Here is a 14092-nt window from a genome sequence, read left to right on the forward strand (position 1 = left end):
GTTCGGGGCCTTGATGGCCACGGTGTCGACGGCGCGGTTGAAGGAGACGTTGGCCGCGCCCAGTTTGTTGACCAGCGCGTCTTTGATCGTGATCCGGTAGGTGTAGCTGCCGGAGTAGAAGTCTTTCAGCACCTGATCGGCCAGCGGACCGAGCAGGACGGCCTTGTCGACGTCGTCGCCCTTGAGGGGCAGGGTGTTGTCTTCATTCTTGAGCAGGACGATCTGCTCCTGGGCGGCGCGGAGCGCCACGTCGCGGTTGCGCTCGATCTGGTAGGCGCGGTTTGGGCCGTACCGCGTGAGCGGATCCTGCAAGTAGGGGTTCGCGATGCGCAGCTGGTCCAGGTCGCCGAGGCGCAGGGCCATCGACAGCGAACGCCGGGCGTTCTCCTCAAAATCCTGCTCGGTCGCCATGCCGCGGGCCAGCGCCTCGTAACGCAAGCCGTCGGCACTGCCGTAGTTGCGGAAGCTCCAGCTTTGCTGGCCGTTCTTTGTGCCCTGGGCCATGCCCAACGCCCGGCCGTTTGTGGTGTCGTCGAAGTAGCGCTGGCTGTGCACGAGGATGCTCGAACCGCTGCCGTAGTCGTTTGTGGTCGTGTACTCGTAGTGGCCGGTGCCCGGGTAGTCGGGCGTCCACTCGTAGAGCAGGTCGTGCTGCAGGGGGTTTACGGACATCGGTTTGCCGTTTACCACGGGGTAGGAGTTCATCAGCGACTTGGAAGCGCCCGCCGAGACCGGGTACTTGAAGGCCTTGTTGTAGTACTCGTTTGTGTTGCGCGGGGAGAACGAGCTGGCCACCCACAGCCGGTTGATCTCGACGTTGTACGCCATGAAGTGCTTCAGGATCGGGATGAACTGCTGGTAGCCGTCTTCGGTCCGTCCGTTCATCGCGCCCGCCATCGCGGTGGCGAGGCTACCGGTGAGATAGGCGTCCTCGCCCAGCGTCTCGTAGGCGCGGCCGTAGCGCGGGTCACGCAGCAGGTCGACCACCGGCGACAGACGGCCGGTGGCGTTGATGTTGGCCGCGAGGGACTCCTTGGCGATGACGTCGCCGATTTTGTCAAACAGGTCCTTGTCCCAGCTCTGGGAGAGACCCAGCGAGCTGGGGAACACGGTGGCGTAGCCCTCCCAGGCGACGCCGTGCAAGCCCTCGCCGCCGCCGCTACGACTGCCGCTGACGCCGAGCCGCGCGCCGACGCCGGAGGCCATCTTCTCGTCCAGCGTCATCCGGGAGATGAGGTCATTGAGGCGGGCGCCGGCCTCCACATCGGGGTCGTAGAAGTCATACACTTTGGTGAAGGGGAATGTCGGGGGCGGATCCGAGTCGGCCAGCGCCGACGGCACCGCCAAGGTGAGCAGGGAAGCCGTGAGCGCGAAGGCCAGGATGAGTGACAGGAGCCGACTGAGATGTCTGGTGTGTCTCATGGGATGGGTCAACCTCCTCCTACAGTGTAAAGTGATAAAAAACGCCACGCACCCATTTCCCTGAAACCTGCCTGAAAAAGAAGTTGTCTGAATGGGTTGAACACAACACAACAAAACCGGAACGACACTTCATTTTTGAGTTGGCCGACAAGAAAACAGACCGTGGACAAGGTGCTCGATATTGTGGAGATATGTAAAAATATACCTTTTTGAAAATGGAAAATCTCTGTGCATTTTCCTCATACGCACCGCTTGATGCATATTGACAGATATTCACAAGGCTATGGGAGCGCATTCCACGCAGCTTGCTCATTTTTAATAAAGTATAGCCTTTTAAGGCCGCAAAAATCTCTCTATTGTGACAGCGTCTCGTGCCGTTTGAATCCTCGGCCCAGCACTTCGCGGGCGCTCATGACAATCAAGAAGGCGTCCGCGTCGGCCTCCGCCACCAGGCGTTTCAGCTGGGTAATCTCGTGGCCGCGCACGGCGCACAGCAGGGCGGCGCGCGCCTCGCGAGAGTACATGCCGGTGCCCGACAGGGAGGTAACGCCGCGGCCCAGGGTGTGCAGGAGAGCATCGGACACCCGCGCCGGGTCTCGGGTGATGATGAACGCGGCGGCGGCGTTGTCCTGCCCCATGAGGACGCTGTCCATGACGACGGAGGTCACATACTGGACGACCAGCGCGTACAGGGCGCTCTCCAGACTCCGGTAGACCAGCGCAGAGATGAGCACCACGACGGCGTTTACGATCAGGTTGAGGCGGCCGAGACCGACGCGCTCCCATTTGAGGCGGAGCAGCCGGGCCAGGATGTCGCTGCCGCCGGTGGTGGCGCCCCGGGAGAAGACGAGTCCCAGGCCGGCCCCGGAGAGGACGCCGCCATACAGAGCCGCCAACAGGGGATTGTCGCTGTAGGTGAGCGCCCACCGCGCGGCCAGCGGGGCCAGCGCGTCGAGCAGCAGGGAGGACAGCACGGTGGCCGCCAGAGTCCGCACGAGGAAGTTCCGCCCAAGGAAGCGCAGGCTGAGCCAAAACAGGGGAAGATTCAAAAGCAGTGTGAGCGTACCGACCGGCAGCGACAGCGTGCCGCCCAGCAGCAGCGCGATCCCCGTCACGCCGCCCAGCGGGATTACATTGGGAGCGATGAACACGACGACGGCCGCCGCGTAACAAAACGCCCCCGCGAAGATCACCGCGCCGTCTATAACATGCCTCGTTCGCACCAGGGCAGCACCTCCAAAAGATAATCCATAAATTGAAAATTATCAACTATCAACTGTCAATTGTCTATGGGCAGCTGGGCGAAGAGCGTTTCGAGCCGCGCCGCCTGGCCGGTCAGAAACAGATAGCCCCACAGCGCTTCCAGCGCTGTGGCGAGGTGGTATTCCTCCCGCGTGGCCGCTTGGGGGACGGCGCGCGTCTGGGCGTTGCGGCCGCGCCGGAAGACGGCGCGCTCCTCTTCCGACAGCATCTCCCAAAGCTGCCGCGCGTATCCGGCTTGGGCGCCGGCGCGCACGCGGCGCACGGTTTCCCGGTGCAGATCGCCCGCCGTGATCCGGCCGGACAGGCACAGCCGCGTACGCACCATGAGTTCGAACACGCCGTCGCCCACATGGGCCAGCGCCAGGGTGTGGAAAGCGTGCAGCGCCGCGGGGTCGCAGTCCGGGCGAAGATACTCCATACAAATATTCATCCTTTCCTCTCATCCGGCGGGTATGCGGGTATCCCGAACGTTGTATTGCCCGCCCGCCTATGATATAATGATCTGACTCTTTGGGGCCTCTCTGACGACGCGCCGCGCCATATCGCACCGTCGTCGTCCCCCAAATTATCAACTATCAATTATCAACTATCAATTGTCAAGTTGGGGGTTGTGGTATGCAGACTGTCCGTTACTCCGTCGTCGTACCCGTCTACAACGAGGAGGCGGTTATCGAGGAGACCTGCCGCCGGTTGACCGGGGTCATGGAGGGGCTCGGCGAGCCGTATGAGATCATCTTTGTCAACGACGGCAGCCGCGACACGACGCCGCAGAAGGCCGGCGCGCTCTGCCGGGGGGACGCGCGCCTCCGGCTGCTCTCGTTTGCCCGCAACTTCGGTCACCAGGCCGCCATCACGGCCGGCATGGAGTACGCGGCCGGCGAGGCCGTCATCGTCATCGACGCCGACCTGCAGGACCCGCCCGAAGTCATCCCGGCCATGATCGAGCGGTGGAAGGCCGGCTACCGGGTCGTCTACGGGAAACGCCTGAAACGCAAGGGAGAGGGCATCCTCAAAAAAGTCACCGCCAAGCTGTTCTACCGTGTGCTGCGGGCCATGACCGATGTGGACATCCCGGTGGACGCCGGCGACTTCCGCCTGCTCGACCGGCGGGTGTGCGAGGCGCTGCAGGCGCTGCCCGAGCGCAACCGCTATGTGCGGGGGCTCGTGAGCTGGGTGGGGTTCTCTCAGACAGCCGTGGAGTATGTGCGCGAGGAGCGCTTCGCCGGCGAAACCAAGTATCCGCTGCGCAGGATGCTTGCCCTCGCCGGAGACGCCCTCACGTCATTCTCTTACAAACCGCTGCGCTTGTCAATCTACCTGGGCGGGCTGCTTACGGCGGGCTGCGCCGTCTATCTGTTCATCGCGCTCATTTTGTGGCTGACAGGCCGTTCGGCACCGGGCTGGACCCTCGCGCTGCCGCTGTTCGCGGACGGAGTGCTTCTGCTCATGCTGGGCATCGTGGGCGTCTATCTCGGCCGTCTCTTCGACGAAGCCAAGCGGCGGCCGCTGTATATCGTTGCGGATGCCGTGGGGTTCGCGCAGACGCCTCCAGCCGAGCCGTGTACGGACGCAGCGGCTGCCAGCGGACGAAAATAAAGTGTGAAAAATGGAATAAAAGCCTTCGACGGGGCTCCACCGGACCGAGGCGGGAAAAAATCTGGGGTTTTTCATAAAATTTTCTTGTGCTTTGGCGTGTCAGGTGTTAAGATATCTGTGCGGAAGATGCTCAAAACTGGTCAGGAGGGGTATGTCCATGTATAATTTGTTCTTGTACGGAAGCGCGGCGGCTGTCGTCACAGCAGTGCTCACACTGGTGATTGCCTTAGGTCTCTGGGTGCTGTATGCGTTGGGGTTCATGGAAGTGGCCAAAAAGAGTCCGTACGCGAAATTCGCTTGGATGGCCTGGGTGCCGGTCTGCAACTACTATTTGCTTGGGCTCTTGGTGCCGGATCCATACATCGGGAAGTTCAAGCTCAACCAGTTCAGCGTCATGTTGGCCGCGCTGGCCGGTGTGATGCTTTTGGGCGACGTCGCCGTGCTCGGCTGGCTGATCAGCCTCGGGTTTTACGCGCTCACCGTGCTCATCAACATGGAGATCTTCAAGCGCTACCGGCCGCAGAGCGCCGTGGTGCTGGCCATCTTTTATCCCATCGGCTACTTCATCATCCGTTCACAGGTCATGAGCGGCGGGGCCGCTCCGCAGCGGCCGGCCGGGTATGCGCCGGGCTACCAGGCGCCGCCTCAGCCGGGTTACCAGCCCGCGCCCGACGCGTCCGCCTACCAGCAGCCGCCGGCCCAGCCGGGGTATCAGCCGCCGCAGCCGGGGTATCAGCCCGCGGAATATCAGCAGCCGCCGCAGCCGGGGTATCAGCCGCAAGGGCCCGGTGTGCCGCCCCTGCCGCCGCAGTAACCACGGCTCTAGTAGGCTGTGTCATCTAAAGGTTGTCAGCAAGCGGCGAGGATTTTTTTCGTCAGACAAGGCGGCGGGTTCCGCTGATACTGGCGTGTATCAGCGGGTTCCGCCAACGCTGTCTGGAGGGAAAAAGACCGACGCTTGGTAAACATTTAGGTGACACAGCCTACTAGCTTGTCACGCGGGCCATCGGCGTACTGCCGATGGCCTGTGCGCCTTATTCCCGTTTTTCGGTGGGCGCTTCGTTGGAGGCGCTGCCCGCCAGACCGGTTCGCGCTGTGGGAGTGAGTGAGAGGTTTTTGTTTTTTGAAGGAGAGGTTTTGTGATGCAATACAGGCAATTTGGGCGTTTGGAGGACAAGGTTTCGCCGCTGGGGTTTGGGATGATGCGACTGCCCACGCGAGACAACGCGCCCTTCAGCAGTGACGTGTATGAGGACGAGGCGATCGCCATGCTCCGGTATGCCATCGACAATGGCGTCAACTACGTGGATACGGCTTACCCGTACCACAGCGGGCAGAGCGAGGTGGTCACCGGCCGTGCGCTGAAAGACGGGTACCGGGCCAAGGTGAGGCTCGCGACCAAGTCGCCCGTGTTTCTCATCCAGGGGGCGGGCGATTTCGACCGGTTTTTGGAGGAGCAGCTGTGCCGGTTGGAGGACGAATACATCGACTATTATCTCCTGCATGCTCTGAGCGGCGAGCGCTGGACGGACGTCGTTTTGCGCTATGACCTGCTCGCGAAGGCGGAGCGGGCCAAACGGGCCGGCAAGATAGGACACATCGGATTTTCATACCACGACAACCGCTACGAAAATTTTCTGCAAATCGTGGACGGCTACGACGGCTGGGAGTTCTGCCAGATCCAGCTCAACTATCTGGACACGGAGAACCAGGCGGGTCTCGCCGGGCTCCGGTACGCGGCCGCGCGCGGACTGGGCGTCGTCGTCATGGAGCCGCTGCTCGGCGGCAAGCTCGCCGCCCCGCCCGCGAAGGTGCGGGCCCTGTGGGAGGCGCACCCCGTGCAAAAGAGTCCCGTGGCGTGGGCCCTCGACTGGCTGTGGGACATGCCGGAGGTCTCGCTCCTGCTGAGCGGCATGAGCGACATGCGGCAGACCCGGGAGAACGTCGCCTGTGCCAAGGCCGCGCGGGTCGGTATGCTGACGCCGGAGGACGCGGCGCTGATGGAACGCGTCCAGGCCGCGTTCAAGGCAGTAGAGAGCATTCCCTGCACGCAGTGTTCGTACTGCATGCCCTGCCCCAGCGGCGTCGATATCCCAAAGAATTTCGAGGCGTACAACATTGGGTTGATGTTTGAAGACAGGGCCCTCGCGCGGGCGGAGTACGAGCGGCTCCCCGTGTTCGGCGGGCCCTCGGCCCAGGCCGCCTTCTGCGTCGGCTGCGCCGCCTGCGAGCCCAAATGCCCGCAGGGCATCGACATCAGCCGGTGGATGCCGGTGGTGCGTGAGACGCTGGGGGCATAGAGAGATAGCAATACCACAAATATGCTGAACATTCTCACAATGACGCAAAAAAATGCGGCTTCAATTCTTGACAAATCTCTGCGGGAATGGTAAACTATATAGGCCGCTTCGTAGGGGTTAGATAAGTGGGAATTTCTAAGCATTCTCCACCCCGAGAGCGAGACTGAGAACAAGCGAGGGAAATGCATGCACGCCATCATTGAAACCGGCGGCAAGCAGTATCGGGTGCAGGAGGGCGACGTCCTCTTCCTTGAGAAGCTGCCCGCCGAGGAGGGCGCGGACGTGGTCTTCGATCGCGTATTGGCCGTCTTCACGGACGACGACGTAAAGCTCGGGGCGCCCCTGCTGTCTGGCGCCAAAGTGAGCGGCACCGTGCTGAAGCACGGGAAGGACAAGAAGATTCTTGTCTTCAAGATGAAGGCCAAGAAGACATACCGCCGCCGGCAGGGCCATCGTCAGCCCTACACGAAGGTGGAGATCGGCAAGATCGAGGCCTGAGGGTCCGTCGAAAAGACGTTGCGTCAGATTTGACAAATCTATGTTCCGCCAGACCCTGATAGCGCGCAACAAGCGAAATCAATCGCCGGCCAGCGGCGGGCGAGACTTTTGACACGTAAACCATCATATAAGTGGAGGCTACACCATGGCTCATAAAAAGGGGATGGGCTCCTCGCGCAACGGCCGCGAGTCGGAGTCCAAGCGACTGGGCGCAAAACGCGCCGACGGCCAGTTTGTGTTGGCCGGCAATATTTTGGTGCGGCAGCGCGGCACAAAGATCCATCCCGGCACCAATGTGGGCCGCGGCCGTGACGACACGCTCTTCGCTCTGGCGTCCGGCCGTGTCCGTTTTGAGCGGCTGGGCCGCGACCGCAAGCAGGTTTCCGTCTACGCGCCGGCCGAGTGAGACCGGGCGCGGCAGGGCCCGGGGCGGGTCTGTTTTTGCCGTACATGTTGCGAACGGGGCCGGGCTTTGCCCGGCCCGTTTTTCGCGGCGCAGCGGCGCGGACAAGCGTGTCTCTGGGCGCGCCGGCGACGGTTCAGGGGTCGGCGGTGCGTCTATGATGTTGACACCGGAACCGGTGACGAGAGGCGCCCGGTGATGAGAGGCGCCCAAGTGGGAGTTTCAATGCATGTTTATTGATACGGCCAAGATCATTTTGCGGGCGGGGCGCGGCGGAAACGGCGCCGTTTCCTTTCATCGGGAGAAGTACGTGGCGGCCGGCGGCCCGGACGGAGGCGACGGCGGCCGGGGCGGGCACATCTATCTGGTGACGGATCCCGGCCTGTCCACGCTGATGGATTTCCGTTACCGCCGCCGTTACGAGGCCGCCGGCGGCCAAAACGGCGGGACCAAGGGCTGCAGCGGGCGCGGCGGCGCCGATCTGACGATCCGCGTGCCGCCCGGTACGTTGCTGCGCGACGCGGCCACCGGGGCCGTCATTCACGACATGTCCGCCGCCGAAGGCCGCTACCTCGCGGCCCGAGGCGGGCGGGGCGGCTGGGGCAACCGGCACTTTGCCACCGCGACGCGGCAGTGTCCGCGCTTTGCCAAGTCGGGCCTGCCCGGCGAGGAGCGGGACGTCATGCTGGAGCTCAAATTGCTGGCGGACGTGGGGCTTGTGGGGCTGCCAAACGCCGGGAAGTCCACGCTGCTCTCCGTCGTATCCGCCGCGCGGCCCAAGATAGCGGGCTACCCCTTTACCACATTGACCCCGAATCTGGGGGTGGTGCGCGTGGGGGAGGGCAGCGCTTTTGTCATGGCCGATATCCCCGGCCTGATCGAGGGCGCGGCCGGCGGCGCGGGGCTTGGACACGAATTTTTGCGGCATGTGGACCGCTGCCGGCTGCTGGTCCATGTGGTGGACGTGTCCGGCCTGGAGGGCCGCGACCCGGCGGAGGATTTTGACACGATCTGCGCGGAGCTGCGCGCCTACAGCCCGTCGCTGGCCGAGCGGCCTCAGATTGTGGCCGCCAGCAAATGTGACCTTCTGCCAGACGGCGGCGGGCCGCTTCAGGCGTTCACGGAGCGCTTGGCCGCCCGGGACATTCCGCTGTTTCCGATCTCCGGCGCCACCCGGTCCGGCGTGGACGCGCTGACGGCAGCCGTGGCCGCCCGGCTGCAGGCCCTGCCGCCGGTGACGGTGTACGAGGACGAATATGTCCCGCCGCCGCCCGATTTGGGCAGCCCGGACGAGATGACCATCCGGCGCGAGGATCGCACCTGGCTTGTGGAGGGCGTTTGGCTCGCGCGGCTGCTGGGCAATGTGAATCTCTCGGATTATGAGTCCCGCATGTATTTCGACCGGATGCTGCGCGGTGCGGGGCTCTTTGCCCGTCTGGAGGCGCAGGGCATCGTCGAGGGCGACGTCGTCAGCATCTACGACTGCGAATTTGAATACGTGAAGTGAGAGACTGTTCAAGAGTCACGTGCGAATGCTTGCTTGTAACAGTCCTTAAAATCCAAAAACAAGCCGACTTGCGGGCCCGAAAGGAGTGAGCGACTGTGTCAGGGCATTCAAAATGGAAAAACATCGCGCACAAAAAAGAGAAGACCGACGCCCAGCGCGCCAAGATCTTTACAAAGCTCTCGCGCGAGATCATTGTTGCCGTGCGGGAGGGCGGGCCGGATCCGGCCTCGAACGCCCGGCTGAAGGACGTCATTGCCAAGGCGCGGGCCGGCAACGTGCCGTCGGACAACATCCGGCGCGTCATCGAGCGGGTCGCCGGCGGCGGCGCGGGGGAAACTTACGAGTCGATCCGTTACGAGGGTTACGGGCCGGCGGGGGTGGCGGTCATTGTCGAGACGATGACGGACAACCGCAACCGCACTGCCTCCGAGATGCGCCACTACTTCGACAAAAACGGCGGCAACCTGGGGCCTTCGGGCTGTGTGGCCTGGTCCTTTGATCCCAAGGGCGTCATCGTCATAGAGCGGACGGACCGCGACGAGGACGACGTCATGATGACAGCACTGGAGGCGGGGGCGGCGGACTTCGCCGACGAGGACGAAGTGTTTGAAATCTACACGGTGCCGGAGGACTTCGGGGCTGTGTGCGAGACCCTGGAGAAAAAGGGTTACGCCTTCTTGTCGGCGCAGGTGGAGCTCGTGCCGCAGACCTATGTGACGCTGACGGACGAGGAGCAGATCAAAGGCATGCAAAGACTGCTGGACATGCTGGAGGACAACGACGACGTACAAAATGTTTGGCACAACTGGGAGGAGTGACCGTCCGCGCGGCGGCGCCCGGCGCCGGCGGCCCGGCGCGGTGCTGTGGCTCCTCGCGTGCCTGTCGCTGACCGGCTGCGTCCCGGCGGATCCGGCCCCGGCCGTCCCCGTCATACAGGCGACAGTCCCCCCCGCCGGCGGCCCGGATACGACCCTGCCGCCGGCTTTGCCGTCCCCGGCCGTTTTGCCGGGTTCTCCGTCTGTCCCGGCGGCCCCGGCGTCCGAACCGCCGAAGGCATCCGATGCGCCGGATGCCTTCGAAACGGACTCCGCCCCGGCGCCGCTGCCGGACGGATTTGTCTATGTGAGCGACGTGGCCCCGGGGGTTGCGGAGTCGCTGCGCTACGCGACAAAGGACAACTTCACGGGCGCCGTGGTGGACGGCTACGGCGCCGGGATGCGCGCCGTACTGACCCGGCCGGCCGCCGAGGCGCTGGCGCGTGTACAGGCGTCGCTCGCGGCCGAGGGGCTGGGGCTCAAGATCTTTGACGCCTACCGCCCTCGGCGGGCGGTGGATTGTTTTCAGGCCTGGGCGGCCGGGCCTGACGACCCGGTACGCAAGGCCGTTCACTATCCGGACATAGAGAAGACCGCCTTGGTGGCGTCCGGCTACATTGCGCGCCGCTCCGGCCATTCGCGGGGCGCTACGGTGGATCTGACGCTGTGCGACGCGGCGACCGGGGCGGAGCTCGACATGGGCGGGCCGTTTGACTTTTTTGGCCTGCTCTCCCACCACGGGGCGTCTGGACTGACCGACGACCAACAGGCCCGCCGCCGGCGTCTGAAAGACGCCATGGCGGCGGAGGGTTTCGCCGCTTATGAAAAAGAGTGGTGGCACTACACCCTCCAAAACGAACCCTTCCCAGACACCTATTTCGACTTCGTGACCGTTCCCGGACAGTGACGACAGCCAAAACCGCCGAGGCAGTTCTACCAAGTCTACGCGCGAAAACTCTCTTGTGTGATTGGTAACAAGAGTCGCCCGCATGGATTTAACGTGAGTGGCAATCAGCATTACCGAAATGTTAGAGATTGAGTACGATGAATCCGACGATCGCCAATGACAGGAGGCTCGGACGTGGAAAATCAAAACCTTGAATGGAAAGAGACTTGGCGCGATGAATATATGAAAACACTCTGCGCTTTTGCCAACGCTTCCGGCGGGACTTTGGAAGTTGGACGCGATGACGACGGGGTGGTCATTGGTGTCAAAGATACGGCAAAACTCTTGGAGGATTTGCCGAACAAGATCAAGAACGCGATGGCGATTATACCCAATATCGCCGCCTGCGAAACGGATGGCAGGGAATATATCGCAATAACCGTAAGAGCATACCCGTTTCCCATCAGCTATCACGGCGTTTATTACATCCGTTCAGGTAGCACGTCACAAGAGCTCACAGGCAATGCGCTTGACGAGTTTATGCTCCGCAAACAGGGTAAGACATGGGACGGCGTTCCCGTGCCGTATGTGAAGTTCGATGACTTCGAAAGCGACGCTTTTAAAGCATTCAGACGTAAAGCCGTAGCAAGTGGCCGTTTGACGACTCAGGATTTGGAGATAACCGACGAGATGCTTTTGAAAAGTCTGCGTCTTGTCGATGGCGACTACTTAAAGCGTGCGGCGTTGCTCATTTTCCACCAAGACCCTGAGAATTGGGTGCCGGGAGCGTATGTTAAAGTAGGTCTTTTCAAGAATGCCGCCGACATTCTCTATCAGGATGAAATCCACGGCTCACTTATTACAATGGCGGATAAGGTCGAGGATTTGGTCTATACGAAGTATTTCAAAGGTCTGATCAGTTATGAAGGACTTCAACGGATAGAAACGTTTCCTGTACCGAGACGGGCTTTCCGTGAAGCCATTTTGAACGCTATCCAGCACAGAGACTACAGCACTGGGAATCCGATTCACATTCATATATACCCGGATAAAGTGCTGATATACAACGACGGCAGATTGCCTGAAAATTGGACGGTCGAAAAACTGTTTGCCACACACACTTCAATGCCACACAATCCACTCATTGCGGGCGCGTTTTTCCGTTCCGGGCAGATTGAGGCTTGGGGGCGCGGCATTGAGAAAATCACTGACTCCTGCAAGTCTTGGGGCAAGCCGGAACCATTTTACGAAGTGCGCTCAAACTACGTCATGATTGGATTTAACACCAATGTCGGCATCGTAGAAAACATCGTAGAAAACATCGTAGAAAACGTCGGTGTAAACTCTGTTCAGACTAAGATACTTGAGCTGATGCAAGCCGAGCCGAGGATAACTGCAAAAGCCATTGCCAGTGAAGTCGGTATAGCGCCGCGCAATGTTCAGGTTCATATTCAAACGTTAAAAACGTTAGGCTTAATAGAACGCGTCGGCGCTCCCAAGGGCGGGCATTGGGTGATCAAACTGCCAAAATGACAGCCGTCCCGCTGTTTCCGATGAGGACGAGGCGAGTTCCTCAGCCATTCGGTTAAAGTCCTCAAACATCACTGTACTGTTTCCGGAGACGCCGCCGGATTCACGCCGAAAACGTTGCATCCCCTGTCGTATTTCTCGGTCAATTGTCGTGACAGCGTAACGACAATTCGTTTTCCGTAATCGGCACGTTTGTTTTTCAGCACATTGCTGTTGACCTTGGGCAGCGTCAAGATTGAGTTGTCCAATCCTCCAAAGCAAGCCCATCCACTCGCGAAAACTCTCTTGTGTTATTGGTAACAAGAGTCGCCCGCATGGATTTAGCGTGAGCGGCAATCAGCATGTCCATGATACCGATGGGGGTGCCGCGCCCTCGCAGCACTGTATTAATCCTGCCATATTCGGCGGCTGACGTTCCGTCAAATGAATGTACCGCTACCACCGATAAAAACGCGATCAAAGCGTTCCTGTTTTTCTCATATGACTGACTGTTGTATACACCAAATTCAAGCTCCGCCAGCACAATGGAGGAAATGGTAACATCGTCATTCTTTTTGGACTCAAAAACCGACAAAACATGAGGAACGTGTTTCAGCATAAAAATACAGGTGTTGGTATCGAGCATATATTTCATAAATATTCCCTCGGAGTTTGAAGATGCTCCTGTCTTGCCGCTAAAATCGTTTCACCCAAATCGTCGCTGACAGGAGAGCTGCTTAAAAAACCCGACCATGCGCCATCTTTTGGAAATAAGAGCACAATATCTCCCACTTTGCGGATACCGACTTCGTCTCCGGAGAACCTATACTCTTTGGGGAGCCGTACAGCTTGACTTTTCCCATTGACAAACAGCTTTGCGGTTTCCATGCGAATCACCTCCTCTTGAGTATATACTATAATATATATTACGTCAAGAGGTAATGGAGCATGGTCCTGGAATTTGAAAAAATATTTCTTGAAATACTTGACAAAAATGTAAATATATGTAATAATAAAGAAGATGAAATTCATTTTGTCTTGATGGCAGAATGCAAAAGTGAATTTGAAAAAGCGGGATAATTCGCCGTGTTTGCGGCGAGCGAGGCTTTTGACATTTGAACAAGATATGGTTGGTGAAAGTATGTCTTATATCAGCAATGAGATGGCGGGGCGAAAAGTCGCTGTCCTTGTCGAAACTGAGTATATACACGATGAGGTTGAGTATTATAAGACTTTTTTCGGTTCGCTCGGTGCACAGGTTGATTGTATGACCTATCTTTGGGGGCAGAGTGAACGTCGGATAATCTGTGACATAACGGACACGGAAAATCCGGAATCTCAAATACATACAATGCTCATCGACAAAGAAATCGCCAAATACAACCCGAACGATTATGATATTGTGCTTGTGGCGGCGAATTATGTGGCCTGCCGTTTGCGTGAAATTCCGCCCATGGGAAGTCTCGGAAGTGTTGATACGCTTCGCTCTCCTGCCGCCGTCAGATTTGCCGCAAGTGCGATGGCGAATCCTTTCATTGTGAAAGGTTGTTTGTGCCATTCGCTATGGCTTTATACCGCTACACCGGAATTGCTGAAAGGCAGAAAAGTGATTTGTCATACAGTGGTTCTTGCCGATATCCAGAACGCCGGTGCCATTTATCTCCCCGATGAATCGCATGTCGTCGTTGATAACGATTTGGTGACGGGTCGTTCAGTGGCGGATTTGAAAGAATATTGCAACAGGTTGCTCGTCACTTGGCGAAAGATAAACAACAAACAATAAGGGTCTGTCGAAAAATAATCTATACATTTGACTTGCCCTTTTGCGCCTCGGCCGCGTTGCCGGAACCCTTGAATACTACAAGTATTCGCGGAACCCGGCGCCTTGCCGGG

At 59.6% G+C, this 14092-nt stretch carries 16 protein-coding genes; 10 read left to right on the forward strand and 6 right to left on the reverse strand.

All coding sequences use genetic code 11. The annotated features are described in order from the left end of the window. From LBK75_07525 to LBK75_07535, 3 genes are all read right to left on the reverse strand, one after another. Positions 1-1422, reverse strand: a 1422-nt coding sequence (locus LBK75_07525; GenBank protein MDR1158140.1) for a hypothetical protein, incomplete at its 3' end; no start/stop codon positions are given. 353 nt (positions 1423-1775) lie between these two features. Next, entirely contained in the window at positions 1776-2645 is an 870-nt protein-coding gene (locus LBK75_07530) for a YitT family protein (protein MDR1158141.1), read from the reverse strand. 56 nt (positions 2646-2701) lie between these two features. Beyond that, complete coding sequence (locus tag LBK75_07535) at positions 2702-3103, reverse strand: ribonuclease III (GenBank protein MDR1158142.1); 402 nt, start codon at positions 3101-3103, stop codon at positions 2702-2704. A gap of 197 nt (positions 3104-3300) precedes the next feature. Between LBK75_07535 and LBK75_07540 the strand changes: the two genes are divergently transcribed. The 9 genes from LBK75_07540 (at position 3301) to LBK75_07580 (ending at position 12223) form a co-directional block, all read left to right on the forward strand. Then, positions 3301-4281 (forward strand): glycosyltransferase family 2 protein, encoded by a 981-nt coding sequence (locus tag LBK75_07540; protein MDR1158143.1) that lies wholly within the window; start codon positions 3301-3303, stop codon positions 4279-4281. A gap of 157 nt (positions 4282-4438) precedes the next feature. Beyond that, positions 4439-5095: a hypothetical protein gene (locus LBK75_07545; protein ID MDR1158144.1), complete on the forward strand. Its 657-nt coding sequence runs from the start codon at positions 4439-4441 to the stop codon at positions 5093-5095. A 328-nt stretch (positions 5096-5423) separates the two neighbouring features. Then, positions 5424-6581 (forward strand): aldo/keto reductase, encoded by a 1158-nt coding sequence (locus LBK75_07550; protein MDR1158145.1) that lies wholly within the window; start codon positions 5424-5426, stop codon positions 6579-6581. Between the two features lie 186 nt (positions 6582-6767). Continuing rightward, positions 6768-7079 (forward strand): 50S ribosomal protein L21, encoded by a 312-nt coding sequence (gene rplU, locus LBK75_07555; protein ID MDR1158146.1) that lies wholly within the window; start codon positions 6768-6770, stop codon positions 7077-7079. Between the two features lie 145 nt (positions 7080-7224). After that, positions 7225-7485, forward strand: a complete 261-nt coding sequence (gene rpmA, locus LBK75_07560) for a 50S ribosomal protein L27 (GenBank protein MDR1158147.1) — start codon at positions 7225-7227, stop codon at positions 7483-7485. 226 nt (positions 7486-7711) lie between these two features. Next, entirely contained in the window at positions 7712-8989 is a 1278-nt protein-coding gene (obgE, locus tag LBK75_07565) for a GTPase ObgE (protein MDR1158148.1), read from the forward strand. A gap of 95 nt (positions 8990-9084) precedes the next feature. Then, positions 9085-9807, forward strand: a complete 723-nt coding sequence (locus tag LBK75_07570; protein MDR1158149.1) for a YebC/PmpR family DNA-binding transcriptional regulator — start codon at positions 9085-9087, stop codon at positions 9805-9807. After that, positions 9782-10711, forward strand: a complete 930-nt coding sequence (locus LBK75_07575; GenBank protein MDR1158150.1) for a hypothetical protein — start codon at positions 9782-9784, stop codon at positions 10709-10711. The genes LBK75_07570 and LBK75_07575 overlap by 26 nt, the downstream gene beginning before the upstream one ends. Before the next feature lie 174 nt (positions 10712-10885). Further along, on the forward strand, positions 10886-12223 hold the full coding sequence (locus tag LBK75_07580; GenBank protein ID MDR1158151.1) for a putative DNA binding domain-containing protein: 1338 nt from the start codon (positions 10886-10888) through the stop codon (positions 12221-12223). A gap of 68 nt (positions 12224-12291) precedes the next feature. On the opposite strand, the gene LBK75_07585 is transcribed toward LBK75_07580, so the two are convergent. From LBK75_07585 to vapB, 3 genes are read right to left on the reverse strand one after another with little or no spacing between them, the layout of a single operon-like run. Further along, complete coding sequence (locus LBK75_07585; GenBank protein MDR1158152.1) at positions 12292-12453, reverse strand: hypothetical protein; 162 nt, start codon at positions 12451-12453, stop codon at positions 12292-12294. After that, the gene (locus tag LBK75_07590; protein MDR1158153.1) at positions 12450-12854 is read right to left on the reverse strand and encodes a type II toxin-antitoxin system VapC family toxin; all 405 of its coding nucleotides are present in this window, start codon (positions 12852-12854) and stop codon (positions 12450-12452) included. The genes LBK75_07585 and LBK75_07590 overlap by 4 nt, the downstream gene beginning before the upstream one ends. Next, entirely contained in the window at positions 12851-13087 is a 237-nt protein-coding gene (vapB, locus tag LBK75_07595) for a type II toxin-antitoxin system VapB family antitoxin (protein MDR1158154.1), read from the reverse strand. Before vapB ends, LBK75_07590 begins: the two co-directional genes overlap by 4 nt. A 220-nt stretch (positions 13088-13307) precedes the next feature. On the opposite strand from vapB, the gene LBK75_07600 reads away from it, so the two are divergent. After that, the gene (locus tag LBK75_07600; protein ID MDR1158155.1) at positions 13308-13982 is read left to right on the forward strand and encodes a DJ-1/PfpI family protein; all 675 of its coding nucleotides are present in this window, start codon (positions 13308-13310) and stop codon (positions 13980-13982) included. Positions 13983-14092: the final 110 nt, after the last annotated feature.

The sequence above is a fragment of the Oscillospiraceae bacterium genome, assembly GCA_031265355.1.
GTDB lineage: Bacteria > Bacillota > Clostridia > Oscillospirales > UBA929 > JAIRTA01.